The organism is Actinomadura kijaniata NBRC 14229 (assembly GCF_001552175.1).
Classification (GTDB): Bacteria; Actinomycetota; Actinomycetes; order Streptosporangiales; family Streptosporangiaceae; genus Spirillospora; species Spirillospora kijaniata.
Window position 1 is genome coordinate 1 of record NZ_BCQR01000176.1, and the last position, 25,789, is coordinate 25,789.

The window sequence follows — 25,789 nt, forward strand, 5'->3', positions numbered from 1 at the left end:
ACGCCGCGCACGCCCTGCTGGAGCTCGGGCGGGGCCGCCACGAGGCGGCGCTGCGGCGGCTGGAGGAGATCGCGCAGGGGCCGCGGCGGCACACCACGATCGCGATGGTGGCGCTGGCCGACCTGGTCGAGGCGGCCGTGCGGCTCGGGCGGCCCGACCGGGCCCGCCCCGCGCTGGACCGGTTCGCCGCGTGGGCGCGGGCGGGCGAGCAGGCGTGGGCGCTGGGCGTGCTGGCGCGGTGCGAGGGGCTGCTGGCCGACGCGGAGGAGCCGTTCGCGGAGGCGGTGCGGCGGCACGAGCGGGCGACCCGGCCGTTCGAGCGGGCCCGGACCGAGCTGCTGTACGGGGAGTGGCTGCGGCGGCACCGGCGGCGGTCGGACGCGCGGGGGCCGCTGCGGTCCGCGTTGGAGATCTTCGAGCGGCTGCGGGCCGCGCCGTGGGCCGAGCGGGCGCGCACCGAGCTGCGCGCGACCGGGGAGCACGGCGGCGCCCCGGCGGCCGAGCGCGCGACGGCCGCCGACCTGCTGGACCGCCTGACGCCCCAGGAACGGCAGGTCGTGGTGCTCGCGGCCGAGGGCATCAGCAGCCGGGAGATCGCCGCGCAGCTGTTCCTGAGCCCGCGCACGGTGGAGTACCACCTGTACAAGGCGTACCCGAAGCTGGGGATCTCGTCGCGCAGGGAGCTGTCGCAGCTGGTGCCGGAGCCCGCCGGATGAGCCTGCCGTCCTACCGCAGCGTGCACCTGCGGGTCTTCACCGTCCGGCGGTTCCCCGACGCCCCGGCCTCGGAGAGCGCGGAGGTCGCGACGGTCCTGCGCGGGACGCTGGGCCGGTACGGCGCGGTGGCGGTCCGCGAGCACGGCCCCTACTGGAAGATCCCGGAGCACCTGGAGTTCACGGTCCACCTCGCGCCGAGCGGGCGGGTCGGGCCGGTGCTGGACGCGTTGCGGGCCCTCGCGCCCGGCGGGTGGGACGACACCCTCGAAAGGTGGGACTCCGTCTGGACGCGCGGCGACGGCAACCCCGGCGAGGTGTTCCTGCACCCGGACGTCGAGTGGGCCGGGCTGACGGGCGTCGAGGCCGACCCGGTCGGGACGCCGCGTTACCGGGACGGCGACCCGGTGCGCATCGCGGACACCCCGCGCAACCGCGAGTGGGAGGTGGCCGGGCTGCGCGGCGTCGTGTACGGGGACGCCGACCCGTACGGGCGGAACCGGTCGTGGCGCTACGGTGTCTTCCCGGTCGGCCAGGACAGCCTGGTCCTGATCGACGAAACGGAGTTGGAGCCGGTGACCGACACCGAACGGCGCGACCGGGCGATCGCCTCCCTGCGGGGACTCGCGGTGGGGGACGCGCTCGGGTCGCAGTTCTTCGTGCCGGAGAACCGGGGCGCGTTCGAGAGGCGGGAGACGCCGCCGGGGCCCTGGGAGTGGACCGACGACACCGAGATGGCGTGCTCGGTGTTCGCGGTGCTGGACCGGTACGGGCGGGTCGAGCAGGACCTGCTGGCCGCGCTGTTCGCCGAGCACCACGACTTCGACCGGGGCTACGGGCCGTCCACCAACCGGATGCTGCGGCTCGTCCGGGAGGGCGGGGACTGGCGGGAGCTGGCGCGGGAGGCGTTCGACGGGCGCGGCTCGTGGGGGAACGGGGCCGCGATGCGGGTCGCGCCGCTCGGGGCCTGGTTCGCCGACGACCTCGACACGCTCGTGGCGCAGGCGGCGCTGTCCGCCGAGGTCACCCACGCGCACCCGGAGGCCGTGGCGGGGGCGGTCGCCGTGGCCGTGGCCGCCGCGCTGCCGCCGTCGCCGCCGGGGCCGTTCCTGGACGCGGTGCTGGAGCGCGTGCCCGCCGGGACGGTCCGCGACGGGATCGTGGAGGCCCGGCGGCTGCTCACCATCGCCGACCCCTCGGTGGCCGCCTCGGTGCTGGGCAACGGCAGGCAGGTCGCGGCGCACGACACGGTGCCGTTCGCGCTGTGGGCCGTCGCCCGCCACCGGGACGACTACGTGAGGGCGTTCTGGACGGCGGCCGCGGCGGGCGGCGACGTCGACACCGTCTGCGCGATCGTCGGCGGCATCGTCGGCGAGCCGCCCGCCGCGTGGCTCGCCGCCTGCGAGCCGCTGCCTACCTGGGCAGGTGTCGGCTGAGGAAGCGTTCGGCCTGCTCCCAGGCGCGGGCGGCGGGTCCGGGCTGGTGGAACATGGGCGCCCGGTGGTTGTGGAACGCGTGCCCGCCGTCCTCCTGAACGTGGATCTCCACGTGGGAACGCCCCGCGACCGCCCGTTCCACCGCCGCGACCCGGTCCCGCGCGATGTAGGGGTCCGACCCGCCGAAGTGGAGCTGGAGCGGCGCCTCGATCCGGTCCAGCAGGTCCAGCATGGCGGGAACGCCCGACCCGTAGAACGACACCGCCGCGTCCAGCCGTTCGGCGGCGGCGAGCCGGTAGGCCAGCGTCCCGCCGAAGCAGAAGCCCAGCGTCCCCGCGCGCCCGTCCACCTCGGGGAGCCGGCGCAGGTGCGCCAGCGCCGCCCGCAGGTCGGCCAGCCCCGTGTCCTCGTCGAAGCGCGCGGCCAGCTCCAGCGACCGCTGGACCTTCTCCGGCGTGTGGACGACGGCCCAGCCGGGCGCCAGCCGCCAGAACACGTCCGGGGCCGCGACGACGAACCCGTCGCGGGCCAGCCCCTCGGCGACGTCCTGGATATAGGCCCCGACCCCGAAGATCTCCTGGATCAGCAGCAGGCCGGGGCCCCGCCCGCCCTCGGGCGTCCACACGTGCAGGTCGAACTCGCCGTCCGTGACGGCCACTCGCTCAGTGCGCATCAGCCCAGGATCGCGTAAACCGTCGAGGCGCGCGCGACGGGCTGGGAACTCCCCTCGGCGGTCAGCGTCACCTCGGCGAACGCCAGCGTCCGCCCCAGCTTGGTGATCTCCACGTGGACCAGCACGTCGGAGTCCTTCACCGGGCGCTGGAACGTGGTGTTGAGCTGCACCGTCGTCATCGGCACGAACCCGCCCCGGGCCCCGCACACCGCGATCACCGTCGCGGTGTCGGCCGCCGCCATCATCGCCTGCCCGGACAGGCCCCCGCCCTCCCGGGCCAGCCGGTCCGACCAGGGCAGCCGCAGCGTCGCGGTGCCGTTCCCGACCTCCTCGACCGTCAGGCCGAGGTCGAGCACCCAGGGCGCGAAGTTGTCCCGGAGGATCCTGTCGCCGTCTTCGGGCTTCACCGTGTCTTCGGGCTTCACCGTCACCCCGCCATCATGCACGCTGGGGGCATGCGTGAGGAGATCTTCCTGCCCGCGACCTACGCCGCCGGGGTGCCGTATGCAATGTTCCGCCGCCTTCGCGAGGAATGTCCGGTGGCGTGGATCCCGGAGCCACCGGTCGGCCCCTGGCCCGCGGGCACCGGCTACTGGGCGGTCTTCCGGCACGCCGACGTCAAGCACGTCCTCCGCACGCCCGCCGACTTCTCCTCCCACCTCGGGGCGACGCAGATCCGGGACCCCGACACCCCCGAGGACCTGGAGTTCGTCCGGGCGATGATGCTCAACCAGGACCCGCCCTCCCACTCCCGGCCGCGGCGGATCGTGGCGGCGGCGTTCACCCCCCGCGCGGTCCGCGCCCTGGAGGAGACGATCCGGGCCCGCGCCCGCGCGCTGGTCTCCGCCGCCCACGGCGAGGTGGACTTCGTCGAGCTGGCCGCCGACCTGCCCGTGTGGACGCTCGCGCACATCATGGGCGTGCCCGACGGCGACCGCCGCCTGCTGTTCGACTGGGCCTCCCGCATCATCGGCTACCAGGACGCCGACTACGCGGACCTGTCCACCGCCGACACCGGGACGTTGACGCCCATGGGCCGCGAGGCCGTGGCCCAACGGCCGAAGTCCCTCACCCGCCCCGACGGCCGCCCGATGAACCCGCGTTCCCGCGCGGCCCTGCGCGACATGTTCGCCTACGCGCACGCCCTGGCCGCCGAGAAGCGGAGGGCCCCGGGCGAGGACATCATGTCCCGGATGCTGTCGGGCGGACTGACGACGGCCGAGTTCGAGAACATGTTCTTCCTGTTCGCCGTGGCCGGGAACGAGACCCTCCGCAACGGCATCCCCGGCGGCCTCCTCACCCTCCTGGAACACCCCGCCGAGCTGGCCCGCCTGCGCGCCGACCCGTCCCTGCTCCCCACGGCCGTCGAGGAGATGCTGCGGTACTGGCCGCCGGTGATGGACTTCCGCCGCACCGCCACCCGCGACCTCGTCCTCGCCGACCAGAAGATCTCCGCGGGCGACAAGGTCGTCGTCTACCACGCCTCCGCCAACCGCGACCCGGCCGTCTTCCCCGACCCCGACCGCTTCGACGTGGCCCGCGCCCCCAACGACCACGTCTCGTTCGGCCACGGCCCGCACTTCTGCCTCGGCGCGCACCTGGCCCGCACGCAGATGCGCGCGATCTTCACCGAGCTGCTCCCCCGCGACGTCGCCCTCACCGGCGAACCGGTCCGCATGGCCTCCAACTTCCAGAACGGCCTCAAACGCCTCCCGATCCGCCTCGACTAGGATCAACGCGACCGGAGGGGGAACGATGGGCTTCACGTCCGAGCTGTGGGAGTCGGGTGCCGCGACCTACGAGCGGATCCGCGTCCACCCGTTCGTCCAGGGCCTGACCTCGGGCGATCTCGACCGGGCGGCGTTCCGCCACTACATCGCCCAGGACAGCCACTACCTGCGCGAGTACGCCCGCGCCCTGAACGTCGTCGCCGCCAAGGCCCCCACCCCCGAGGACACGGCCCTGTTCGGCGAGCACGCCACCAACGCCAACGCCGTCGAACGCGCCCTGCACGCGGGCTTCCTCGACGAACTCGGCGGCGTCGACCAGCCCGCCTCCCCCACCACGGCGGCCTACACGAACTTCCTGCTGGCCACCGCGCACAACGGCTCGTTCGCCGAGGGCCTGGCGGCGGTCCTGCCCTGCTACTGGATCTACGCCCGCGTCGGCGCGGACCTGGTCGACCGCTCCTCCCCCGACCCCCTGTACGCCCGCTGGATCGCGACCTACGGCGGCGACGGGTTCCAGAAGATCGTCGACGACGTCCTGGCCGTCACCGACCGCCACGCGGAGGGTCTGGGCCCGGCCGAACGCGCGGCGATGCTCCACCACTACGCCACCGCGGCCCGCTACGAGTGGATGTTCTGGGACGCCGCCCACCGCCGGGAGACCTGGCCGATCCCCCTGGCCTGACCCCTCCCGGCCTCGATGCCGGGTCCCCGCTCGTCACCCGCGGCTTTGATCCGCCATGGCGCCGCGGATGCACGGAGTTCAAACGCCATCTCCTAGCGTGGCGGCATGGAGCGATCAGCGGTGATGAGCGTGGCCACCCGGCTGTTCGCCGAACTCGGCTATGACAGCACCTCGCTACAGCTCATCGCCGACGCTCTGGGAACCGGCGTCCAGGACGTGCGGGCGGTCGGCGGCGACAAGCGCGAGCTGTACCTGGCCGTGACACGGCACGCCTTCGAGGAGCAGCGGGCGATGCTCCAGGGGGCGCTGGCCGGCTGCCCTCCGGAGGCATGCCTCCACCACGTCGCCGACGCCTACCTCGACTTCCAGATAGACCACCCGCACATCCGGGCCCTCTGGATGCACCGATGGGTGATGGACGCGGTCGACATCAGCGGCCTGGAGGACGAGTACATCCGTCCGCTGCTGCGGCTGGTCGCCCGGAACCTCGGCGATCGGATCCCGCCCGACATGGACGTCCACTACCTGCTCAGCACGATGCTCTGGTGCATCCACGGTTTCCTGGGATCGGGCGTGCTGGCTCCCGAGCGGGGCCTGCGCCGGGCCGACGACCCGACCGCCGTACGGGATTTCCGCAAGCACATGCACGTGCTGATCGACCGGATGCTCGACTGACCGCCCTCCGCCCTCCCCCCACGCGGGGCGTGCGCGCCTGACGAACGGGCTCCGGCCGTGCCGGTGAGCCGCGCCACAACCGATCTCCAACCGTCCTCCAACCGGCGCCCCGGAACATCGATCACGTCGGCGGCCGGAAGTTCCCAGCTCCGGTCGCCGGCGTCGTCAGTCCAGATGTCCCAGGAAGGAAGCAGATGAGCAGTGCACGTTCCCGGCTCGCGCGCCGGATGACCTCGGCCGGCGGCGTCGTGGTGGCCTTGGGGACCGCGGCGACCCTGACCACCGGCACCGCCGTCGCCGCCACCGGCACCGCCTCGGCCACCTCGGCCACCTCGGCCACCTCGGCCACCGCCGCGACCGCCGGCGCCGAGGCCAAGAGGCCCCCGGTGCGCACGGTCCGGCTGTCGCCCGTCCGCCCGGTCGTCTACCCCCGGGGGGCCGCGCCGCGGACGACCAGGCACCACAGCAAGATCTACATCAAGATCGTCAAGCGCCAGCGCGAGCGGCCGGTCAAGGTGCGCGCGATCACGCCCGGTGGCAGGGCGATCGGCCCCTGGGTCACGGTCCCCTCGCGCAACGCCCGGCCCGGAAGGACCGTCGCGCTCACCGGGAACGTGCGGGACGGCGTGCCCTTCAAGCTCCAGTGGGCCAGGTCCAGCGCCGGCGCGGCCGCGTTCTACCTCTACTACTGACCAACGGGAAACCCCGGGGACACGGCCTCATCGCCTGAGCGGTATCAGCGGGGACCCGATCACCTGACCGAGCGGCTCTTCGGCGGGTCTGGAGGGGGTGCCCCTGCCCAGGCCCGCCGAAGTCCCTGAGAAGGGCCCTACCCGGTCCCGGGGGCCGCCTCCTCCGTCCGGGCGCACGGCGGTGGCGCCGGTCGATCGACGCGGGCGGAAGGCAGGTCAGCCGCCCGGCCGGAGGAAGACGCGGCGTTCCTCCGGGGTCAGTTCGCGGGTGCGGCTCGCCCTGGCCAGGTCGAGCGGCCGCCTGTCGCGGTCGCACACCTCGCAGGTCCAGGTCCTGACGACGTCCGGCCCGAGCCCGGTGCCCACCTGCCGGCCCAGGAACACCGGACGGCTGAGCACCCGGACGAGCCGCCTCCCATCGGGGGCGAACGCCACGAGGTTCCCGCTCGCGCCCCATCCGCCCAGCTCCAACGGCTCGCCGACGCCCGTGGCCGGCCACAGCCGCAGCCCTCCTTCGGGCTCGTCCGTGGCCAGCCAGGCGCCGTCGGGGCTGAACGCCACCTTCCGGACCCGGTTCGCGGCGCCGCGCAGCACGGCCGTCGGCGCGCCCGAGCCCCCGCCGCCCCAGAGCCGGACGGCGCCGTCCGCCGCCGCGGCGGCCAGCCTCCGTCCGTCGGGGCTGTAGGCCAGCCCCGTGATGGCCTCCTGGTGGCCCCGCAGGATCTCGGGCTTCGCCCTGCCGGTCAGATCCCAGACGACGACGGTGTGGTCGGAGCGCGCGTCGGCCAGGCGGGTGCCGTCCGGGCTGAAGGCCACCCGCCCGTGGGCGCGGCCGGTGGGCTCGCGCTCCCAGCCCTGGAGCCGCGTCAGGCCGCCCGCCGGGGAGAGCTGCCACACCCGCGTCTCCGTGCCGTACCCGCCGACCGCCAGCCGCTTGCCGTCGGGGCTGAAGACCACGCTCACCGGGCGACCGCGGAAGGCCGCCGGCACGGTGACCGCCGCTCCGCCCCTGCTCAGATCCCACAGGGTCAGCGTGCCCGCGCCGCCGATGCCCGCCATCCTCCGCCCGTCCGGGCTCAGCGCGAGGAGATAGGCGGCGTCGTGCGGTCCCCTGATGTCGAGCAGCGCCCGGCCGCGGGCGACGTCCCACACCCGGATGGGGATGTCCTGCGCTTTCATGAGCGAGGTCGCGCGCCCCGGGACGGACGCCACGGTGCCGCCGTCGGCGCTCAGCGCCCTGGGCACTCCGTCGGCGGGAAAGCCGCCCAGCGCGGGGGTCCCGGCCGTGACGTCCCAGCGCCGCAGGGACCCGTCGGCGTCCACGGTGATGAGGGACCTGCCGTCGGGGCCGAACGCCGCGCCCCGCGGGTTCCCCCGGTGCGTGCGCAGTACCAGCGGGTCGAAGGTGCTGCCCGTCGTCCAGACGCGGATCGCGCCGTCCGCCCCGTAGGACGCCACCCGGTCCCCGGCCGGGCTGAACGCCAGGCCGTTCAGCTTCGGCGCGTGGGGGGCGAGTTCGACCTGCGGCCGCCACCCACCGGCGGGTGTCTCCCGGATGTTCCAGATCTGCGGGACGTCCCCGTCGGTGGCGGCGGCCCACGGTCCACGGGGGCTGATCGCCACCTGCTCGGGCCTGCCGTCCCGCGCCTCCCGTTCCAGCCGGGGCCGGTCCTTCGTGACGTTCCAGATCCGTAGCGGGGAGCGGATTCCTCCGGTCGCGAGCAAGGTGCCGCTCGGACTGAACGCGACGTCCCGTACCGGGCCACCGGGGACCTTGAGTTCGACCGGCGGCCTCCGCCCCGCCGGATCCCAGAGCCGGACCCCGTCGGCGTGCGCGCTCGCGACCCGTCCGTCCCGGCTGACGCTCACTCCCGAGACGACGCCGCCGTCGACCTCTCCCAGGACCCGGCGCGAACCGGCGGCGGCGAGATCCCACGCCTCCACCTTCCCGGCCGCGTCGCCGGTGACGAGCACGCGCCCGTCCGGACCGAACGCCGCGCTCACGATCCGGTGGGCGCCTGCCCGGAGCCGGTGGTCACGGCGCGGGCGACCGGCGCCGTCCAGGCTCCAGACCTCCAGCTCCGCCGCGACCGCGCCCGGCCCCCAGACCGCGAACCTCCGCCCGTCCGCAGTGGCCGCCATCCCCTCGGCGCCGCGCATCGCGGTGGGGTGGGAGCCGCGCAGCCGGGAGCCGAGGACGGCCTGCCGGAGCACCAGATCGGCCTCCCGGGTCGGTTCGGTCTCGTACGCCTCCGTCGCCAGCAGCAACGCCAGCTCCGGATCCGCCGAGAGCTGGCGGCGGGCCTCCACCGCCAGCCGCCGCGACGTGGCGCGGTCGCGTTCGGCGGCGGCGTCGACCGCCTGCACGAGGGCGAGCACGGCCAGCACGGCGACCACCGCCGCCGTGACCCCGAGCCCGCCCAGGCCGAGACGGACCCTGCGACGCGCCCGGGCCCGCTCGACGGCCGCGTTCGAGCGGGAGGCCGCCAGGAAGGACCGCTCCCGCCCGTTCAGCCAGGGGCTCTCGTCCCCCTCCCAGGCCGCCAGGCGGGCGCCCTGGTACAGGAACTCCGCGCCGCGCCCGTTCCGGTCCCATTCCTCGGCGTCGGCGGTGAGCCGCCGGTGCCGGAGGAGCGCCTCGCGGTCGTCGTCGCCCCACCACTCCCGCGACCTGGGCCAGTCGCGGATGAGCGCCTCGTGCGCCACCTCCACCGTGTCGTGGTCCACGACGACGAGCCGGGTGGCGACGAGCCGGTCGAGTACGGCGTCCACGCCACCGGCGGGCCCGATGCCCGCCAGCTCGTCGCGTTCGATCCTGCGGCGGGTGTGCTCCGCGCCGCCACCGAGCGCGGTGAGGCGCGTCAGCACGGCGCGCAGGAGGTCCCGCTGAGCGTCGTCCATCTCGTCGTACAGCTCGTCGGCGGTCCGCACGACCATCCCGGTCACGCCACCGGCCGCCTGGTAGTCGGCCAGCCGCAGGGTGCCGTCCCGCTGGCGGCTCCAGGTCTCCCGCAGCGCGTGCGCGACGAACGGGAGCGCTCCCACCTGCTGGGCGGCCCCCGCCACCACGGCCGCGACCAGGTCGGTTTCCACTCCCAGCCCGACCCTGGCCGCAGGCTCACCGACGATGGCGCCCAGCTCCGCCTCCGAGACGGGCCCGACCGTCAGCCGAACGGCGTCACGGAGCAGCGGGGCCAGGCCGGGATGCTCCGCGCAACGCCCGTAGAGGTCGGTGCGCACCCCGATCACCAGCGAGGTCCGCGCGCCGGTGACCAGCCCGGTCAGCATGTCGAGGAACTCGGCGCGCTCGTCCTCGTCGGAGCAGAGCGTGAACACCTCCTCGAACTGATCGATGACCATCACGCCGGGCATACGGGCATGCGCATCACGCAGCCTCCCGACCGGATGCGCGCCCGGAGTGATCAGAACGGCGGGAGCGTCGGAAGAGGAGTCGGCGGTCAGCCCGGAGAGCAGACCCGCCCCCAGGAGTGACGACTTGCCGCTGCCGGAGCCGCCGAGGACCACCGTCAGCGGTGACCGTTGAACGGCCTTCAGCAGGTCCTCGACGAGCTGGTCCCGGCCGAAGAACAGATCCGCCTCATCCACTCCGAACGGCCGCGGGCCCGGGTAGGGGCAGCGGCGTCGCGACCGTTCGAGCTCGTCCGCGGCCTGGCGCCATCGCCGTTCCCATTCGGCGCGGTCACCACCGCAGGCGACGGCGTACGCCAGGGTCGCCTCCAGCGACGGCAGCCGCATCCCGTTGGCGGCCTCGGCCAGGGTGCTCCGGGAGAAGTGGGCGCGCTGGGCGAGTTCCCGGTAGCTCGGCCGCCCGGCCCGGTCCCGGAGCCGGCGCAACTCCCAGGCGAGCCTCTCGACCGGACCGGCGAGCGGATCCACCGGTTGTTCAGGCCGCCCCAACTGCGCACCCCCGTTGTCCAGAGCCTGCCGGCGGTTGTCCAGAGCGGGTCGAGAACCCATTTTGGACATTTCCGAGACGCCCTAGACCTTAGGGAGCCGGTCGCTCCGGCACAACACGCACGCCGACACATGGGGGCAGAACGTGCAGCTCCGCGTACTGGGACCGCTGGAGATCCATAGAGGGGACGCCTCCGTTCCCCTGTCACCGAAACTGAGGGACCTGCTGGCGGTCCTGCTGTGCCATTCCGGCCGGACGGTCTCGGCCGACCGGCTGATCGACGCGCTGTGGCCCCGCGTCCCGCCACGGACGGCGGCCAAGACGCTGCAGGGCTACGTCCACCATCTGCGCAGGGCGCTGGGACCCGACCGGCTGGCGTTCCGCCCGCCCGGGTACGCACTCGCCACGCGGCCTGGCGAACTCGACGCCGACTGCTTCACCAGGCGGATCCAGTCGGGCCGCCAGGCCATCGCCACCGGCGAGACCGAGCGGGGGGCTCTGCTGATCCGTGAGGCGCTCGCCCTGTGGCGGGGAGTCCCCTACGACGGGCAGGAGCACCTCGAACCGGCGGGGGCGGAGGCGTTCCGGCTGACCGAGCTCCGGCTCTCCGCGGCCGAGGAGTGGGCCGAGGCCGAACTCGCCCGGCGGCAGCACGCCGACGTGGCCCACGAGCTGTACGGGATCGTGGCGGACCACCCGTTCCGCGAACGCCCGCGCGCCCAGCTCATGCGGGCACTGCACGCCATGGGGCGAACCGTCGAGGCCCTCGAGGTCAGCCGCGAGGGAAGGCGGCGGCTCGCCGACGAACTCGGCCTCGACCCAAGCCCCGCCCTCCAAAACCTGGAACAAGCGATCCTGACCCACGCCCCAACCCTCCCCTCGCCCACACCGGCCGAGCCCCCTCACCGCCCCTCTCCCCCACTCCACCCAGATCTCCGTCGCGAACCCCGCCCGGCTCTCGGTAGTCTTGGTCCGGGTCGTTAGCTCAATTGGCAGAGCTCCGGACTTTTAATCCGTAGGTTGTGGGTTCGAGTCCCACACGACCCACCACGCTTGAACTGGGCGAACGCGAACGTGTCGCGTTCGCCCAGTGCCATGTTCGGGGCGTTTCTCCACCGTGGTAGCCCGGCGGTCCCACGCCATGAATCCCGCGGGTGACAGCCTTCGTCACCGACCCCGTCGGGCAGTCGCCTGCGTGGCAGCACGCGCGGAGGCGTCGGTCGCTGTCTGCTCCCAGCTCCGTGAACCCGGCCCGTATGACCGCCGTGAGGTTATCTTCGTCCGGTTGCGAGCGGCTGGGGTCTAGGAGGTCTTCCAGTCAGGCCGTGGTCGGGCGTGCATCGCCGTTCTGCGCGCCGGGTCGGGTCGGGTGGTTGGTGGAGCCGGTTTGTCTGGGGTTGGCTGGATAATCTTTCGGGGCTGGAGTTGGGAAGATCTACGATGGCCTCGAAGCCCGGATCCGTCGAAAGTTCTTTGCCTTATGGCCTATCAGGTGTCCTTCGAGGCGATTCTGCGGGGTCTGCGCGAACGTCTGGACGATGACGACCTCGCCGAGGTGTGTGATCTGCTCGTCTGGAGGACCGCGGACAACGGCTCCGAGTTGATGCGCGTCTGCGAGGACTGGCTGCGGCGTGGAACGGCCGAGGAGGTGTCGGCCGCCCTTGCGATCAACGGCGGCGTCCACTTCACGAGCAGGAGCGAATGGGAGGCCGAGATGCTGGGGGCTGCCGATCGCCATCCGTGGTTCCGGGATCGCATAGAGCGCATCCTGCGTGACTGGTACGAGAAGCGGAAGGCGCAGGCGGTGCGCGAGGTGCTTCGGAACGGCACGCCGCTGTCCTTCGTGGCGCGCGGCCACGGCGTCACCGAGGAAGAGCTCCAGGGCTGGGTCGACGAGCACCTTGAGAGCCGCCGGTCGTGAGTCGCTCGTGCGCGGAACGTGAGCGGCGGGCGACCGCGCTCGATCATCTGGGTGGATAAACCCCGTTTTCTGGTCAGTTAGCAGAAGAATTTTTGGAATGCCCTTTATTTGCCCACCGATACCGGTTCGGTTTTGGCGTGAAGGCCGTGGGTCTTGAGTGAAGGCTGTGGGCGCTGTTAGCTTCGCCCGGTGGACGACGACAGGCGTGCACGGACGGAGGCCATCGCGGACTTCGCGGCGGCCCTGCGGGAACTCCGCAACTCAGTCGGCAATCCATCTTTCCGGGAGATGTCCGGTAAGTCTGGCGCGATCTCCCACACGACGCTCCACGAGGCCACGAAGGGCAACCGGCTTCCGAGCTGGGGGACGACCGTCGAGTTCGTCAGGGCGTGCGGCGCGGATCCGGACGCGTACCGCGAACGCTGGGAGCAGGCGAACCTGGCGGTCAGGGCGACGGGCACCGGGGAGCAGGTGATCCTCGCGGACGTCCCGGGGGTGCGGTCGTCCGGGGAGATCGCGGTCTCCGCCACCGAGGTCCGCCCCGTCGTCATCGGGTCGCAGGCGCCCGCGCCGCGGACGGCCGACGTTCCCGCGCCGGAGGGCCGCGGGCGTTTCCGGCTGACTCTTCCGGTCGGGGTCACGCTCGCGACGGTCGCCGCGGGAGCGGTGATCATCAGTGTGGTCCTCCTCGATCGCGACTCCGGGCGCGGTTCGAACGCGTCCGGCCCCTCGCCGAAGGTCGCGGGGGGCCCGACCGCCTGCCCGGTGGCCCTCCAGCAGCCGGAGCCGGCCCCGCCGGCGCGCGAGGGCGACGCGGCCAGGTTCGTCGCGGACGTCACGCTGCCCGACTGCACGCGTGTCGGCGGCGGCAGGACCGTCACCAAGGTGTGGCGGATCAAGAACACCGGGACCGTTCCGTGGAAGGGGTACTCGCTGCTCCGCCTCGACCTGCCGCAGCGGGCCGACCACTGCCGGACCAGGCCCCAGGTCCCGGTCGACGACACGCGGCCGGGCGAGACGGTCGACATCCGGATCGACGTCACCACGCCGCGGAATCCGGGCCTGTGCTACGTGCGGTTCAAGATGATGAACGGCTCGGGAAGGGTCGCGTTCCCCGGGAGCCGACCGGTCAACTTCCAGATCATCGTCAACTGACCCCGGCCCCCGCCGTGCGGAACACGACGGGGGCCGGACGGTCGTCGGGGATCAGGAGCCGAGGGCGATCCCCCGGTAGTAGGCCGTGAGGATCCTGGAGTGGGTCCAGCCCGCGTCGGCCTTGTCGCGGGAGCCGTACTGCGACATCCAGTCACCGTCGACCCACGCGCCGCACGCCGTCGTGGTGGCGCAGTACTGGGCCTGGAAGATCTTCCCGCCGCGGGTCATCCGGGTGCTCCACGTCGCGTCCACCGCGGCGTTCGTCGACGCCTTCGCGGAGCCGGGCTTGTACACCTGGCTCGACGTGGTGTCGTAGACGTCGAAGCACTCGCCCCACGACGTCCTGCGCGTCGAGTGCAGCGCCCAGTACCAGCCGTAGTTCTTGACGGCCACCGCCCCGGCCCGGAGGGACTCCCTCGGCCAGCTCGGCACCCATTCGTTGGGCAGGACGTTCTTGACGTAGGTCTTGAACGCCACCCGGTCCACGCGCTTGAGGGACACCCGGTACACGAGGATGGTGGTGGGAAGCCGGCTGTGGGTTCCGTCGGTCTTGCATCCGGTCGGCGGGGTGGAGCCGAGGAGCTGGTGCGAGGCGTTCTGGTTCTTCAGGCCGGAGTTGAGGTTGCCCTTGGCACCGGCCTTGAAGTCCTGATACCTACCGCCGTAACCACTGTTGAAGTACACCCGCACGGTCTTGCCACTGCGGTTCCACACCGACGCGGCGGCGTTCTTGACGCAGTTGCCCTTCCCCGCGCCCGCACCCTTGAAGTCGAAACACGAAGGCTGCTTGGCGCCATAGTCGGCGACCGAACCGGTGAAGTCCGAGACCGAACCCTTGTTGTCGCTGTTGAAGTAGTAACAGAACTCGCCGCTCTCACACACACCGTTACGACCCGCCGCCGAAACCGGCGACGCCATCGCCAGTGCCGTCCCGGCGAGCGCCACCGCGGCGGCCGCCGCGGTGAGCCGTGCAGTTCGCGTTGACACAGTCGTCCTCCGCTGCGTTCAGGGGCCGTGGCGCGCTAGCGGACGTTGTAGCCCTGGGAGATCCAGAACTGGGTCGGGTTCGGGTTGTCCAGGTGCGGGTCGCCGACGCTCTTGGCGGCGCGCGTCTGCCGGCCGAGGCGCATCTCGACGTGGGTGTGCGCGGACGAGCTGGACGACACCCCGTGCCACGACTCGTCGGCGATGACCTGGCCGCGGCTGATCGTCTGGCCCACGCGCAGGGAGGACCGCGGAGCGGCGTGCAGGTAGATCACCGTCTTGTTCAACGAGGCGTTGTAGACGGCGATCGTGGAGAGCCCGGAGCTTCCGGTGTGCCCGCGGACGACGGAGACGAGCTTTCCGCTCGTCAGGGCGCGGACGTCGGAGCCGACGCCGCGGGCGATGTCGATGCCCTCGTGCCGGCCGGGGGTGCTGGTGTAGCCGTCGAAGCCGCAGGTGATGCGCCCGCCGCTGGCCGTGTACAGCCCGCGCGACATGTTCGTGCGCGCGGACGGCGAGAACTGGTGCGAGGCGTTCTGGTTCTTCAGGCCGGAGTTGAGGTTGCCCTTGGCACCGGCCTTGAAGTCCTGATACCGGCCGCCATAACCACTGTTGAAGTACACCCGCACGGTCTTGCCACTGCGGTTCCACACCGACGCGGCCGCGTTCTTGACGCAGTTACCCTTCCCCGCACCCGCACCCTTGAAGTCGAAACACGAAGGCTGCTTGGCACCATAGTCGGCGACCGAACCGGTGAAGTCCGAGACCGAACCCTTGTTGTCGCTGTTGAAGTAGTAACAGAACTCGCCGCTCTCACACACACCGTTACGACCCGCCGCCGAAACCGGCGACGCCATCGCCAGCGCCGTTCCGCCGAGCGCCACCGCGGCGGCCGCCGCGGTGAGGACCTTGTTGAGCGTTTTCATGCCGTTCTCCTTCTCTCTGCGGAGCATGGGTTCCGGATGGATCAGCGCGCCTGGTACTCCTCCCAGGTGCGGATGGTGACCTTCGGGCCGTCGTCGGGGCCGCGGTCGGCGAGCCCGTTCCGGCCGAGGTAGTAGTCGCCGACCTGGTGCTGGGCCTGGCTGGACAGGTCGGTGTCGTTGATGGCGGTGGCGTGGATGTGCCATGGCCAGTCGCCCTGCCGGGGGCTTCGCACCCAGGCCGCGAAGCCGACGCGGCGCAGCGCGCGGACGGCCGCCTCGCGGGTGGCGGCGTTCATGCCCTTCACCGAGATGTCGACGACGCCGCCGCCGTCGTGGGTGCCCGCGGACGTGGGGTCGCCGCCGGGGTTGTACGACCCCTGCTCCAGCACCAGGCCGCGGCCGAACAGCCGCTTCGCCTCGGCCAGCATGTTCCGCGTGCGGGTGTTGACGACGAAGCCGCCGGTGGACACCCGGGCGCCCGGCTCGATGGCGCGGGTGACCTTGAAGCGTCCGGATCCGAGCCTGACGAGCGACGTCCTGCCCGGCAGGCCGTTGGCCTGGATGCCGGTGTAGCCGAGCGACCTCTGGTACTTCGCGTAGGCGGCGACCGTCGTGGTGCCGAAGTAGCCGTCCACCCACTTCTTGTCGAGCAGGCGCCGGTCGCGCAACGCCTGCTCGACGAGGAGCACGCCGGCCTTGGCTCCGGGGGTCAGCTTCTGGTCGGGCCGGCGCGGGTCGATCTGGGCCGCCTTGACGACGGCTTCCATGTTCACGTTCGGAAGAGCCCTGGCATCGGCCGCCAGCGCCGCTGGCATCCCGGGCGCCTCGGTGAGGGACGCGAGCAGGGTGGCCGACACGAGGGCAACGGCGTATGCGGGCAATTTCATTGTTTCTCCTGATTGCAAACGGGGAGCGATCTCGAAGACGATCCAAACGTCACAGGTCGCTCATGGCTGCACAAGAGAAACGGTGTTGTCAGACTGTCAGATGAACTTCTCCGTGCCGTCGCGCACACCCTCTGACATGCGGTTTACACCGAAACAGGCACTGGCCCGCGCCAATGCCGGGACATCCCGGACGCGCCGCGATGAGGGCCGTGCCGGGCAATGGGGAACGGCGCCCGCGCCCCCTTTCAAAGGCGATGCGACCGCGCCCGCCCGGTCGTCGCCTCGGAGAGTTCCGTTCCCGTCGATGGTCACGTTGGCCGGGTGTGCGGCCCTTTGGTGTAAGACTTCGCCTTCAGGTGGACACAAGCCGGGTGACAGAGAGAGCGAACGGCGAAGGAAGGCTGGCGTGTGGGCACCCAAGACGACGACTCGGCCAGGTTCACGCGGCTCTATGCCCAGTGGTACGGGCATGTCCTGGCCTACGCGCGGCGGCGTGTGCAGGAGCACACCGCCCGGGACGTGACCGCGGAGACCTTCCTGGTCGCCTGGCGCAGGATGGACGAGGTCCCCGACGATCCGCTGCCGTGGCTGTACGGCGTGGCGCGCCGGGTGCTGGCGAACGAGACCCGCCGGGCCGCCCGCGCCGACCGGCTCGCCGGGAAGGTCGCCCGCCAGCCCGTCCAGCACGGCCCCGACGCCGCCGACCGCGTCACCGGGACCATCGACGACGTCCTCACCGCGTTGCCGGAGGCCGACCGCGAGCTGCTGCGGCTCCTGGCCTGGGAGGACCTCAGCACCGCCCAGGCGGCGAAGGTGCTCGGCTGCCGTCCGGCCACGCTGGCGGTGCGCCTGCACCGGGCCCGCCGGCGGCTGCGCGCGCTGCTGGACCAGCGCGCCGGTTCCCGCCCGTCCACGTTCCCCGAGAGCTCGAAGGTGTCCTGATGCGTCGTTCGGAAACCGCCGCCCGTGACGTCCGCCGGACGCTGGCCGCGCACAACCCGGTCCCCGCCCCCGCGGTGGAGGGGCTGGACGAGCGCGCCCGCGGTGATCTGGCCGCGATCCTCGCCGTCCCGCGCGAGGCCCCCGCCCGCCGGTCCCCCGCCCATCGGGCCCCCGCCCGCCGCTGGGTGCTGGCCGCCGGTGTCGCCGCCGCGCTGGCCGTCGGCGGCACCGTGGCCGTCGACACGCTCCGGCCACCCGCGTCCGTCTACGCCGCGACCCCGCCCGAGCTGGCCTACCAGCCCGAACCCGCCGCTCCCCCGGCCCGCGCCCTGCTGCTGCGCCTGGCCGCCAAGGCCCGCACCGCCCCGCCCCTGCCCGGCAGGGGACCCTACGGGTACGTCCGCACCCAGGGCTGGTATCTGGGCACCCGGGTGGGTGACGACACGGTCACCTCCGCCGTCCTTCCCCAGCAGTCCGAACGTTGGATCGCCGCCGACGGCACCGGACGCGTCCGCACCACCACCCTGCCGCCGGTCTTCCCCGACGCCGCGAGCCGCGAGGCGTGGGAGGACGACGACGCGCCGCGCGGCCCGCACGTCGCCGACGAGCGGGCCGATTCCGCCATGTGGCGGCCCGGCAGCCTGTCCACCGATCCCGTCCGGCTCGCCCGGCAGCTGGAGAAGGGTCATCCGCCCGGCATCGGGCCCGTCGAACGCCTGGTCGCCGTCACGGACCTCGCCAGGGAGCAGCCGATCCCGCCGGCGTTGCAGTCGGCGGTGCTCAAGGTGCTCGCCGGCACCCCGACGCTCGTCTACCGGGGCGGCGTCACCGACCGCGCCGGGCGGAAGGGGCTCGCGTTCTCCATCGACTCCGCCTACTCCGGGCTGCCCACCCGCCACACGGTCATCTTCGCCGCCGACACCGGACGGCTGCTGGGGTACGAGGAAGTCCTGACCGGCACCGCCGGGAAGCTCAACGTCCGCCCCCGGTCCGTCACGTCCTACACCGTCTTCCTCCACTCCGGACGCACGCCGAACGACCGCGCCACGCCCTGACCGGCGGCCGGGTCTCAGGCGGTGGCCCGCCGGACCGGGTAGTGCCAGCGCCGGAGGGCGCGGACGACCGTCTCGGCTCCGGCGGGGTTGGCGGAGTGGACGTAGATCATGCCGATCCGGAACGGGCGGCCGTCGAAGGCCGCCTCCTCCAGCAGGGTCACGACGGGCATGATGCTGTCCTCGCCGCCCAGGTCGTGGTCGAGCCAGAGTTCGTCGATGACGCGGTCCCGGTGCTCCCGGAGCAGCAGGACGCCGTCGCGGCTGGTGCGGGCCACCCGCGTGGCCCGGGGCAGGGGACGCAGGTCGTCGACGCCGAGGATGACCGGCCGCGCGCTCTCGTTCATCCGGTCACTGCTCGGGACGGGTGAGGCGGACGTACCCGTACGGGTTGAAGAACAGGTCGTCCTCGTCGTAGCGGTCACACGGGCCGGTGCGCAGCAGCCGGCGCGGGGCGTCCTCGGTCAGCCGGAAGCCGGCGCCGTCCTCGATCTCCGCCGCGCGCGGGTCGGTCAGCAGGTAGATCGCCAGCGCGTCCAGATGGCAGACCAGGTCGGGCAGGCCGTCCTGGGTCAGCCGCCCCTCGTCGGCCTCGATCTCCACCTCGGGCGCGCCGAGCAGGTGCATGCCGCAGCTGTAGAGCACCCGGCCGTCGTAGATCGGCCGCTTCACCCAGGCGGCGACGAGCGCGGCGGCCAGGTCCTCCGCCTCGGCGTCGGCCGCCTCGTCGGCCAGCGCGAGCCAGCGGTCCCGGCCGTGCGCGATGCCGCTGCTCTCGTTCTTCACCGCGGTGGCGCCGGACCGCAGCAGGGCGGCCGTCGCCGCCAACAGCCGCCGCGAGGTGTCCACCGACAGCTCCCGCATCATCGGCGCGGACAGCAGGTAGCCGACGGTGTCGTGGGACTCCACCGCGTCCCGGTCGGCCTGCTCGAACGACACCGCGGCCATGCTGGCCTCGAACGCGTCCGGCATCCGGGGGTCGGGCTCGGTCTCGGAGTACTCGCGGTCGAGCACGAACCCGCCGAACCCGGCGGCGGTCCGTTCCATCTCCGCGAGGTCCAGCCCGGAGCCGAGCACGCACAGGACATGGCGGGGCATCGCATCGCTCATCCCGGCACGCTACCGATGATCATGGGTGATCGCGGCGCGTTCTGTCGGATCCGCCCGCTATCGTCCCCTGCGGTAGGAGACGAGCGACGACGGGGGCCGCGACGGGCCGGGCTGACGCGCGCACCGCTGCTCGTGCCGGATGAGTTCGCCCGGCTGCGTCAGAACCGGAGATCCTCATAGCTCGGGATGCCGGTGGGGATCTCTCCGTCGTCGCGCACCGCCCGCGCCGTCGCCACGCCGGCGGCCAGGGCCGCCCGGTAGAGCAGGGAGCCCGTGCTGACGCGCCTGACGCCCAGGTCGCCCAGCTCGGCCACCGTGTGCCGGCCCGGGAGGAAGAGCACGTTCACCGGGACGCCGAGGGCGGTGAGCTCCGCGATGTCGGCGGGTTCGGCGACGCCCGGGACGAAGACGCCGTCCGCTCCGGCGTCCCGGTAGAGCGCGGCGCGGTCCAGGGCGGCGGCCAGGGGGTCCGGCGTGTCCAGCCAGAACGCGTCGGTGCGCGCGTTGACGAACAGGTCCGGCGCGGTCTCCTTGATCACGCGGATCGCGTGCTGGAGCTCGGCGGGCTCGGCGAGGGTGCCGTCGGGGCGGCCGTCCTCGATGTTGACGCCCGCGACGCCCAGGGCGGCGAGCCTGCCCGCCAGGTGGGCGACGTCCCCGAACCCCCCTTCGATGTCGACCGTGACCGGGCACGGGAGCGGCGCCAGCGTCGCGGCCAGCGCCAGCGTCTCGGCCAGGGTCGCGGAGCTCGCGTCCGGTTTGCCCGCCGCCGCGGCCACGCCGAGGCTCGTCGTCCCCACCGCCTCGAAACCGGCCGCGAGCAGGAGCGCGGCGGAGGCGTGGTCCCAGGCGTTCGGGAGCAGGAGCGGGGTGTCCGCGTGGTGGAGAGACCTGAACTGAGCGCAGCGATCGACCATGCCCGCAACGCTAGGACCACGAGGTTTCGGTGCGCGCCGAATCGTTCCTGGCGGATGATGGACGCATGACGATCACGGCGGCGAAGCTCCTGGCGGACGACACGAGGGCGGCGATGTGCCTGGCGCTCATGGACGGCCGGGCGCGCACCGCCGGGGAACTGGCCCGCCATGTCGGCGTGGCCGCGTCGACCGCCACCGAGCACCTGTCGCGGCTGGTCGAGGGCGGGCTCCTGGTCGAGGCGCGCCAGGGCAGGCACCGTTACGTCCGGCTGTCCGGGCCGCGGGCCGCCGAGCTGCTGGAGATCCTCACCGCCTTCGACCCCCGGCCGGAGGTGAAGGTGAACTCCCTGCGCTCCCACCGGACGGCCGAGGCCCTGGCGTTCGCCCGGACCTGTTACGACCATCTCGCGGGAACGCTCGGCGTCGTGATCACCGACCGGCTCGTGGACCGGGGCGTGCTGGACGAGGACGGGCTGGCGGTCAGCGACGCCGGGATGGCCTGGTTCGCCGGGTTCCTGGGCGAGGAGCTGACGGCGCGTTCCCGCCGCCCGGTGGCCCGGGCCTGTCTCGACTGGACCGAGCGGCGCCCGCACCTGGCGGGCGTCGCCGGTCGGGCGCTCCTGCGGCGCTTCGTCGAACGGGAGTGGCTGGTCCCCCGGGAGACGCCCCGCGCCCTGCGGCTCACCCCGCAGGGACGGGAGGCGTTGGGCGACCTCTTCGACCTGGAACTGGACGCCGCCTAGAAGGGGCCGCGGTGCCAGGGGCCCCAGATCGCGAGCGACATGCCCACCTTCGACTGGATGTTGACGAAGAGGGTCCCGCCGTCGGGGGAGAACGTCGAGCCCGCGAACTCCGCGCCCGCGTCCTCCGCGACCGGCTCCATCCTGGCGAAGTCGAACAGCGAGCCCCGCGTCGTCAGGCCGCGCAGGTAGTTCGCCTCGTCACCGTCCTCGCACAGCACCAGCGCGCCCCGGCGGCTGTGCGTGATGTTGTCCGGCAGGTCCAGCAGGTCGGCCGACGGGGACTCGACGACCAGGCGCAGGCGGCCCGAACGCGTGTCGTACGCCCAGATCTGCCCGCGCCCGTCGCCGAAGCCGTCGGGAACGGGTTGCGTCACCGGCGCGCCGCCCTGCGTGGAGCAGAAGTAGACGACGCCCCGGTCGTGGATCGCGCCTTCGAGGCGGGAGAACAGCGCGGCCCCCTGCGCGCGGCCCTGCGCGCTGACGTGGGTGAGGGCCTCGGCGTTGGTGGGCTTGCCGGTCCAGGTCGGGTCCGGGTCGTCGATGTCCACCCAGGTCGTCTCGTAGACGACGCCCTTGGGCTGGCCCTGGGACAGGTCGGCGTTCGGCCGCCCCCTGACCGCGAGCATCTGGAGGCGGCCGCCGTCCAGCAGGCGGCCGGCGCGCATCGGGTTCTTCGGCGGCAGGTAGCGGTAGAAGCCCGAGGGGGCGTCGAAGCAGTCCTCGGTCAGGTAGATCGCGCCGGTGCGGGGGTCGCAGGCCGCCGACTCGTGGGCGAAGCGGCCCGCCGACCGGATCGGGGCGCGCTCCCCCTCGCCGTGGACCGGGACCTCGAACAGGTACCCGTGCCTCTGGGTCAGCTTGGTGTTGTCGGCGCCGCTGAAGTCGTTGCCGACGTCGGGGCCGTTGACGGTCTCCTCGCAGGTCACCCAGCTTCCCCACGGCATCGGACCGCCGGAGCAGTTCATCTGGGTGCCGTTGAGGCTCACGCGGGCGTCCAGCACCTCGCCCCACGGGGTGACGCGCAGCGTGCAGGTGCCGCCGCCCGCCATCGGGTCGTAGGCGGCGGACCGGTCGCCGAACGCGCCGACCGGTCCGTTGACCTCGTGGTTGCGGACCAGGACCACCGAGCCGCGCGGCCCCCGGAACGCGGCCATGCCGTCGTGCTTGCCGGGGGTCGTCGAGCCGTCGCTGAGCGGGGAGCCCGCCGGGTTGAACGAGCGGTAGCGGAAACCCTCGGGCAGGTGCAGGCGGACCTTTCCGTCACGCAGGTCCCGGACCGGGCGCAGGCCGCCGTAGCCGCGGTGGCGGCGACGGGTCTCGGCGTGCGCCGCCACGCCCTGGAACGGTCCACCCAGGCCCAGGGCGGCTCCGGCGGCCAGGGTGGCTCCACCGGCCAGGAAGTGACGACGTTCCATGAATGACACCTTTCGAGGAGGTTAATGCCTGGCAAACACCTATCGTCTCCGCAGGCCAGAGCCGAGCACGAACCGTTAACGATCTGGTCGGCGCCGGTGCCCGGCGACTGGAACGGCTTCGGCGACGGCGGCTGGGCGGGCGTCGTGGTCCGCTCCGCCCCGCGGACGATCCCGTAGGCCCGGCGGGTGCCGGGCCGCAGCCCGGCGTTGTCCCGGCCGGGTGTGACGATCACCTGCCGGCAGGCGGTGAGGCGGCCGGTGCGCTCCTCGACGAGCCACTGGAGCCCCAGCGTCCCGACCCCGCCCGGTCGCTGACGGGTACGTCCACCGGCAGGTACGACGCGTTGCGGAACATGTGCCGGTCGGGGCCGGGCGCCCTCTGGGTGATCGAACCGGGGCACCTAGGGCGTTTCTGACGAATCTTGAGAGGTCCCGGCGGACGGCACTGCCGTGACCGGCGTGACAGCGGATCCGCGAGAGACGATCCGCGGCGCTGCCACGCGACCTGCGGGATGATCCAGGTGATCCATCAGAAGCGCCCTAGCGGGATTGCCTTTCGTCGCCGGGCGGACCGGTCGGCGGGCTCTCAGTCCCCGAGGAGCTTGTGCAGGCGCAGCGCGAGCTGGTTCTCCAGGGCGCGGGCGGGGGCGTTCCAGTCGTCGCCGAGCAGTTGCTGAACGCGGTCCAGGCGCTGCACGACGGTGTTGACGTGGACGTGCAGGGCGTCCTTGGCCTTGGCGAGGCTCGCGCCGTGCGCGTAGTAGGCGTCCAGCGTGCGGACCAGTTCGGTGCCCCGGCGGCGGTCGTAGTCGAGGACGGGGCCGAGGACGCGTTCCACGTAGCCGCGGATGTCGGCGCGGTCGCCCAGCAGCACCCCCAGGAACCCCAGCGCGGGCAGGTCCGCGCCCTCCCCGGCGCGGCCGAGGGTGTGCAGCGCCCGCACGCAGCGCGCCGCCTCGTCGTAGGCGGCCGGGAGGTCGGTGGTGGGTCCGGCGGCGCCGGTGGTGACGGGCGTGCCGAGGGCCGCGCCGAGCTCGGCCGACAGGACGCGGGCCAGCTCGCCGGGGGTGTCGGTGGGGGCGAGCAGGACGGCGTTGCCCTGGTGGGGTCCGGCCAGGCCGCCGAGGGCGCGGGCGCGGCGGGTCGCCTCGGCGACCAGCCGGGGGCGGCGGGAGGCGTCGCAGGACAGCACCAGCACCGCGTGCGGGCGGGTGAGGTTGATGCCGAGCTTGCGGGCGCGCAGCGTGAGGCTGTCGGTGCTGCCGCCGGTCAGCAGGTCGCCGAGGAGCTCGCCGCGCACCCGGTCCTCGGCCTCGGCGACGCTGCGGCGCAGCAGCAACAGCAGCGCGGTGACCAGGCCCGCGCGCTCGAACAGGCGGCGGTCGCTGTCGGTGAGGTCGGCGCGGCCGGTGAGGGCCATGCTGCCGAGGAGCTCGGGGCCGGCGAGGACGGCGTAGATCCACGTTCCGTCGACCGGGACGGCCTGGCCGCTGGCGCGGGAGGCGGCGACGCCCTGCCCGGGCGGGGCGGCCGGGCCGGCGCCGACCCGCGCCAGCTCCAGCCCGTCGGCGTCGTGCACGACCAGGCCGCCGTCCAGCAGCGCGGCGATCTCGGTGGCGACCTCGGTGACGTCGCCGCCGCGCAGCACCAGCTCGGTGAGGCGGTCGTGGACCTCGGCGGCGCGGCGCATGGCCTCGCTGTGGGCGCGGGCGGTCTCGGTGGCGGCGTTCAGCTCGACGAGGGTCGCGCGGGTCTCCTCCAGCAGGCGGGCGTTGTCGATGGCGACGGCGGCGTGGTCGGCCAGCGACGACAGCAGCGCGACGGCGTCGGGGCCGAAGTCGCGGGGCACCCGGTCGGCGGCGTACAGCACGCCGATCACGCGGGGACCGATGCGCAGCGGGACGCCGAGGATGCCGCGCAGGCCCTCCTCGCCCACGCCGTGGTCAATGGTCGGGGTGTGCTTGAAGCGGGTGTCGGTCCGGTAGTCGCGGGTGGCGTAGGGGCGGGCGGTCTGCGCGACCAGCCCGCCGAGGCCCTCCCCCATGCCCAGGCGGAGCTGCTGGAACGCCGCCGACGCCGACCCGTCGGTGACCCGCATGAACGTGTCGCCGGCGTCGGGGTCGTTCATGGTCAGGTAGGCGACGTCGGTGCCCAGCAGGGTGCGGGCGCGGTGGACGATGGCGCGCAGCACGGCGTCGAGGTTGCGGAGGGCGGCCAGGTCCCCGGCGGTGTCGAAGAGGGCGGCCAGCTCCTTCTCGCGGCGGCGGCTCTGCTGGAGGATGCGGCGGATGTCCAGGGCGGTCTGGGTGGCCTCGGCGATGACGGCCTGCGCGGCGGGGTCGGCCCCGGCGTCGCGGGCGCGGGCGGCGGGCCCGCCGAAGTCCTCGGCGGGCGCGTCGCCCGCGAGCAGGTCCAGCAGCCCGCGCAGGGCGTTCACGGCGGGGTTGTCTGACACGTCCACGCTGCTCATGCTGGCATCTCGGAGACGGTGAGCCGCGGCGCGCGTCCCGTTCGCGACGGGTGGCGCGCCGCGGCTGGCGGGCGGGTCAGGCGATCTCCGGGCTCGGCGCCTTGGCGGTGCGCGGCCGTTCGGCCAGCACCGCCGACAGGTCGCGGCCCCGCGTCTCCCGCGCGACCGCCACCGTGATCGTGGTGACGATCGCGGCCACGCACAGGTAGAGGGAGACAGGGGTGGCGGAGTCGTAGTCCTTGAGGAGTTCGACGGCGATGATGGGGGCTAGGGCGCCGGCGATGATCGAGGACAGCTGGGAGCCCATGGAGGCCCCGGTGTAGCGCACGCGGGTGTCGAACATCTCGGAGATGAACGCCGCCTGCGGCCCGTACATCGCGCCGTGGAACAGCAGCCCCACGGTGACCGCCAGGGTGATGACGGCGAAGGAGCGGGAGTCCACCAGGGCGAAGAACGCGAACGCCCACGCCGCCATCCCCACCGACCCGATCAACGTCACCGGACGCCGCCCGATCCGGTCCGACAACGCCCCCCAGGCCGGGATGGTCAGGAAGTGGACCGCCGAGCCGATCAACACCGCGTTCAACGCGGTGCTCTTGCTCAGTTCCAGGTGGGTGGTGACGTAGACCAGCAGGAAGGAGGTCAGGATGTAGTAGGAGATGTTCTCGCCGAACCGGGTGCCGATCGCGGTGAGGATCTGCCGCCAGCTGGTGCGGAACACCTCGACGGCGGGCGCGTGCCGGTCGGCTT

General features: G+C 73.2%; 24 protein-coding genes and 1 tRNA gene. 13 read left to right on the plus strand and 12 right to left on the minus strand.

Annotated elements, in window-relative coordinates:
- Both AKI01S_RS39630 and AKI01S_RS54755 read left to right on the plus strand, forming a co-directional pair.
- Nucleotides 1-716, plus strand: a 716-nt coding sequence (locus tag AKI01S_RS39630; protein ID WP_218010000.1) for a helix-turn-helix transcriptional regulator, incomplete at its 5' end; no start/stop codon positions are given.
- Nucleotides 713-2,149: an ADP-ribosylglycohydrolase family protein gene (locus tag AKI01S_RS54755; protein ID WP_084000698.1), complete on the plus strand. Its 1,437-nt coding sequence runs from the start codon at nucleotides 713-715 to the stop codon at nucleotides 2,147-2,149. The genes AKI01S_RS39630 and AKI01S_RS54755, both read left to right, overlap by 4 nt.
- Here the strand turns inward: AKI01S_RS54755 and AKI01S_RS39640 are convergent.
- Together AKI01S_RS39640 and AKI01S_RS39645 are read right to left on the minus strand one after the other, a co-directional pair.
- Nucleotides 2,127-2,822 carry a dienelactone hydrolase family protein gene (locus AKI01S_RS39640; protein ID WP_067830372.1) on the minus strand — a complete coding sequence of 232 codons (696 nt, stop codon included), beginning with the start codon at nucleotides 2,820-2,822 and terminating at the stop codon, nucleotides 2,127-2,129. The genes AKI01S_RS54755 and AKI01S_RS39640 overlap by 23 nt on opposite strands.
- The gene (locus AKI01S_RS39645; RefSeq protein ID WP_218010001.1) at nucleotides 2,822-3,253 is read right to left on the minus strand and encodes a PaaI family thioesterase; all 432 of its coding nucleotides are present in this window, start codon (nucleotides 3,251-3,253) and stop codon (nucleotides 2,822-2,824) included. The genes AKI01S_RS39640 and AKI01S_RS39645 overlap by 1 nt, the downstream gene beginning before the upstream one ends.
- A gap of 24 nt (nucleotides 3,254-3,277) precedes the next feature.
- Here AKI01S_RS39645 and AKI01S_RS39650 point away from each other — a divergent pair, with 24 nt between their 5' ends.
- From AKI01S_RS39650 to AKI01S_RS39665, 4 genes are all read left to right on the plus strand, one after another.
- Nucleotides 3,278-4,552, plus strand: coding sequence for a cytochrome P450 (locus AKI01S_RS39650; protein ID WP_067830374.1), 1,275 nt, complete (start codon nucleotides 3,278-3,280; stop codon nucleotides 4,550-4,552).
- A 25-nt stretch (nucleotides 4,553-4,577) separates the two neighbouring features.
- On the plus strand, nucleotides 4,578-5,234 hold the full coding sequence (tenA, locus tag AKI01S_RS39655; RefSeq protein WP_067830377.1) for a thiaminase II: 657 nt from the start codon (nucleotides 4,578-4,580) through the stop codon (nucleotides 5,232-5,234).
- Between the two features lie 105 nt (nucleotides 5,235-5,339).
- Nucleotides 5,340-5,909, plus strand: coding sequence for a TetR/AcrR family transcriptional regulator (locus AKI01S_RS39660; RefSeq protein WP_067830380.1), 570 nt, complete (start codon nucleotides 5,340-5,342; stop codon nucleotides 5,907-5,909).
- Nucleotides 5,910-6,103: 194 nt separating this feature from the next.
- On the plus strand, nucleotides 6,104-6,601 hold the full coding sequence (locus AKI01S_RS39665; protein ID WP_157420491.1) for a hypothetical protein: 498 nt from the start codon (nucleotides 6,104-6,106) through the stop codon (nucleotides 6,599-6,601).
- A gap of 216 nt (nucleotides 6,602-6,817) precedes the next feature.
- Here the strand turns inward: AKI01S_RS39665 and AKI01S_RS39670 are convergent, their stop codons facing one another.
- Entirely contained in the window at nucleotides 6,818-10,498 is a 3,681-nt protein-coding gene (locus tag AKI01S_RS39670) for an nSTAND1 domain-containing NTPase (RefSeq protein ID WP_067830385.1), read from the minus strand.
- Nucleotides 10,499-10,661: 163 nt separating this feature from the next.
- Here AKI01S_RS39670 and AKI01S_RS39675 point away from each other — a divergent pair, with 163 nt between their 5' ends.
- From AKI01S_RS39675 to AKI01S_RS39690, 4 genes are all read left to right on the plus strand, one after another.
- On the plus strand, nucleotides 10,662-11,501 hold the full coding sequence (locus AKI01S_RS39675; protein ID WP_067830388.1) for an AfsR/SARP family transcriptional regulator: 840 nt from the start codon (nucleotides 10,662-10,664) through the stop codon (nucleotides 11,499-11,501).
- Nucleotides 11,492-11,567 (plus strand) — tRNA-Lys (locus tag AKI01S_RS39680). The genes AKI01S_RS39675 and AKI01S_RS39680 overlap by 10 nt, the downstream gene beginning before the upstream one ends.
- Nucleotides 11,568-11,997: 430 nt before the next feature.
- On the plus strand, nucleotides 11,998-12,438 hold the full coding sequence (locus AKI01S_RS39685) for a transposase (protein WP_067830390.1): 441 nt from the start codon (nucleotides 11,998-12,000) through the stop codon (nucleotides 12,436-12,438).
- Nucleotides 12,439-12,726: 288 nt separating this feature from the next.
- Nucleotides 12,727-13,593: an NBR1-Ig-like domain-containing protein gene (locus AKI01S_RS39690; protein WP_067830393.1), complete on the plus strand. Its 867-nt coding sequence runs from the start codon at nucleotides 12,727-12,729 to the stop codon at nucleotides 13,591-13,593.
- A gap of 51 nt (nucleotides 13,594-13,644) precedes the next feature.
- Here the strand turns inward: AKI01S_RS39690 and AKI01S_RS49815 are convergent, their stop codons facing one another.
- Genes AKI01S_RS49815 through AKI01S_RS39705 form a run of 3 tightly spaced genes read right to left on the minus strand, consistent with a single transcriptional unit; the run spans nucleotide 13,645 to nucleotide 16,390 of the window.
- Nucleotides 13,645-14,580: a SpoIID/LytB domain-containing protein gene (locus AKI01S_RS49815; RefSeq protein WP_157420492.1), complete on the minus strand. Its 936-nt coding sequence runs from the start codon at nucleotides 14,578-14,580 to the stop codon at nucleotides 13,645-13,647.
- Between the two features lie 35 nt (nucleotides 14,581-14,615).
- A complete protein-coding gene (locus AKI01S_RS39700) occupies nucleotides 14,616-15,503 on the minus strand; it encodes a peptidase inhibitor family I36 protein (protein ID WP_067830396.1) in 888 nt (295 codons plus the stop codon).
- Between the two features lie 41 nt (nucleotides 15,504-15,544).
- A complete protein-coding gene (locus AKI01S_RS39705; protein ID WP_067830399.1) occupies nucleotides 15,545-16,390 on the minus strand; it encodes a peptidoglycan-binding protein in 846 nt (281 codons plus the stop codon).
- Between the two features lie 408 nt (nucleotides 16,391-16,798).
- Between AKI01S_RS39705 and AKI01S_RS39710 the strand changes: the two genes are divergently transcribed.
- Nucleotides 16,799-17,332, plus strand: coding sequence for an RNA polymerase sigma factor (locus AKI01S_RS39710; protein ID WP_067830402.1), 534 nt, complete (start codon nucleotides 16,799-16,801; stop codon nucleotides 17,330-17,332).
- Nucleotides 17,332-18,387 (plus strand): CU044_5270 family protein, encoded by a 1,056-nt coding sequence (locus tag AKI01S_RS39715; RefSeq protein WP_084000701.1) that lies wholly within the window; start codon nucleotides 17,332-17,334, stop codon nucleotides 18,385-18,387. The genes AKI01S_RS39710 and AKI01S_RS39715 overlap by 1 nt, the downstream gene beginning before the upstream one ends.
- A gap of 14 nt (nucleotides 18,388-18,401) precedes the next feature.
- On the opposite strand, the gene AKI01S_RS39720 is transcribed toward AKI01S_RS39715, so the two are convergent.
- The 3 genes from AKI01S_RS39720 to AKI01S_RS39730 form a co-directional block, all read right to left on the minus strand.
- Nucleotides 18,402-18,731 carry a cyclic-phosphate processing receiver domain-containing protein gene (locus tag AKI01S_RS39720; protein ID WP_067830405.1) on the minus strand — a complete coding sequence of 110 codons (330 nt, stop codon included), beginning with the start codon at nucleotides 18,729-18,731 and terminating at the stop codon, nucleotides 18,402-18,404.
- A gap of 4 nt (nucleotides 18,732-18,735) precedes the next feature.
- On the minus strand, nucleotides 18,736-19,494 hold the full coding sequence (locus AKI01S_RS39725) for a hypothetical protein (protein ID WP_157420493.1): 759 nt from the start codon (nucleotides 19,492-19,494) through the stop codon (nucleotides 18,736-18,738).
- Between the two features lie 158 nt (nucleotides 19,495-19,652).
- Nucleotides 19,653-20,411, minus strand: a complete 759-nt coding sequence (locus tag AKI01S_RS39730) for an isocitrate lyase/PEP mutase family protein (RefSeq protein WP_067830411.1) — start codon at nucleotides 20,409-20,411, stop codon at nucleotides 19,653-19,655.
- Between the two features lie 65 nt (nucleotides 20,412-20,476).
- Here AKI01S_RS39730 and AKI01S_RS39735 point away from each other — a divergent pair, with 65 nt between their 5' ends.
- Nucleotides 20,477-21,154: an ArsR/SmtB family transcription factor gene (locus tag AKI01S_RS39735; RefSeq protein ID WP_067830414.1), complete on the plus strand. Its 678-nt coding sequence runs from the start codon at nucleotides 20,477-20,479 to the stop codon at nucleotides 21,152-21,154.
- Here AKI01S_RS39735 and AKI01S_RS39740 read toward each other — a convergent pair.
- The 3 genes from AKI01S_RS39740 to AKI01S_RS39750 form a co-directional block, all read right to left on the minus strand.
- A complete protein-coding gene (locus tag AKI01S_RS39740; protein ID WP_067830417.1) occupies nucleotides 21,151-22,569 on the minus strand; it encodes an alkaline phosphatase PhoX in 1,419 nt (472 codons plus the stop codon). The genes AKI01S_RS39735 and AKI01S_RS39740 overlap by 4 nt on opposite strands.
- Before the next feature lie 586 nt (nucleotides 22,570-23,155).
- Entirely contained in the window at nucleotides 23,156-25,039 is a 1,884-nt protein-coding gene (locus tag AKI01S_RS39745; protein WP_067830420.1) for a helix-turn-helix domain-containing protein, read from the minus strand.
- 76 nt (nucleotides 25,040-25,115) lie between these two features.
- A partial coding sequence (locus AKI01S_RS39750) for an MFS transporter (RefSeq protein ID WP_157420494.1) occupies nucleotides 25,116-25,789 on the minus strand: 674 nt, incomplete at its 5' end.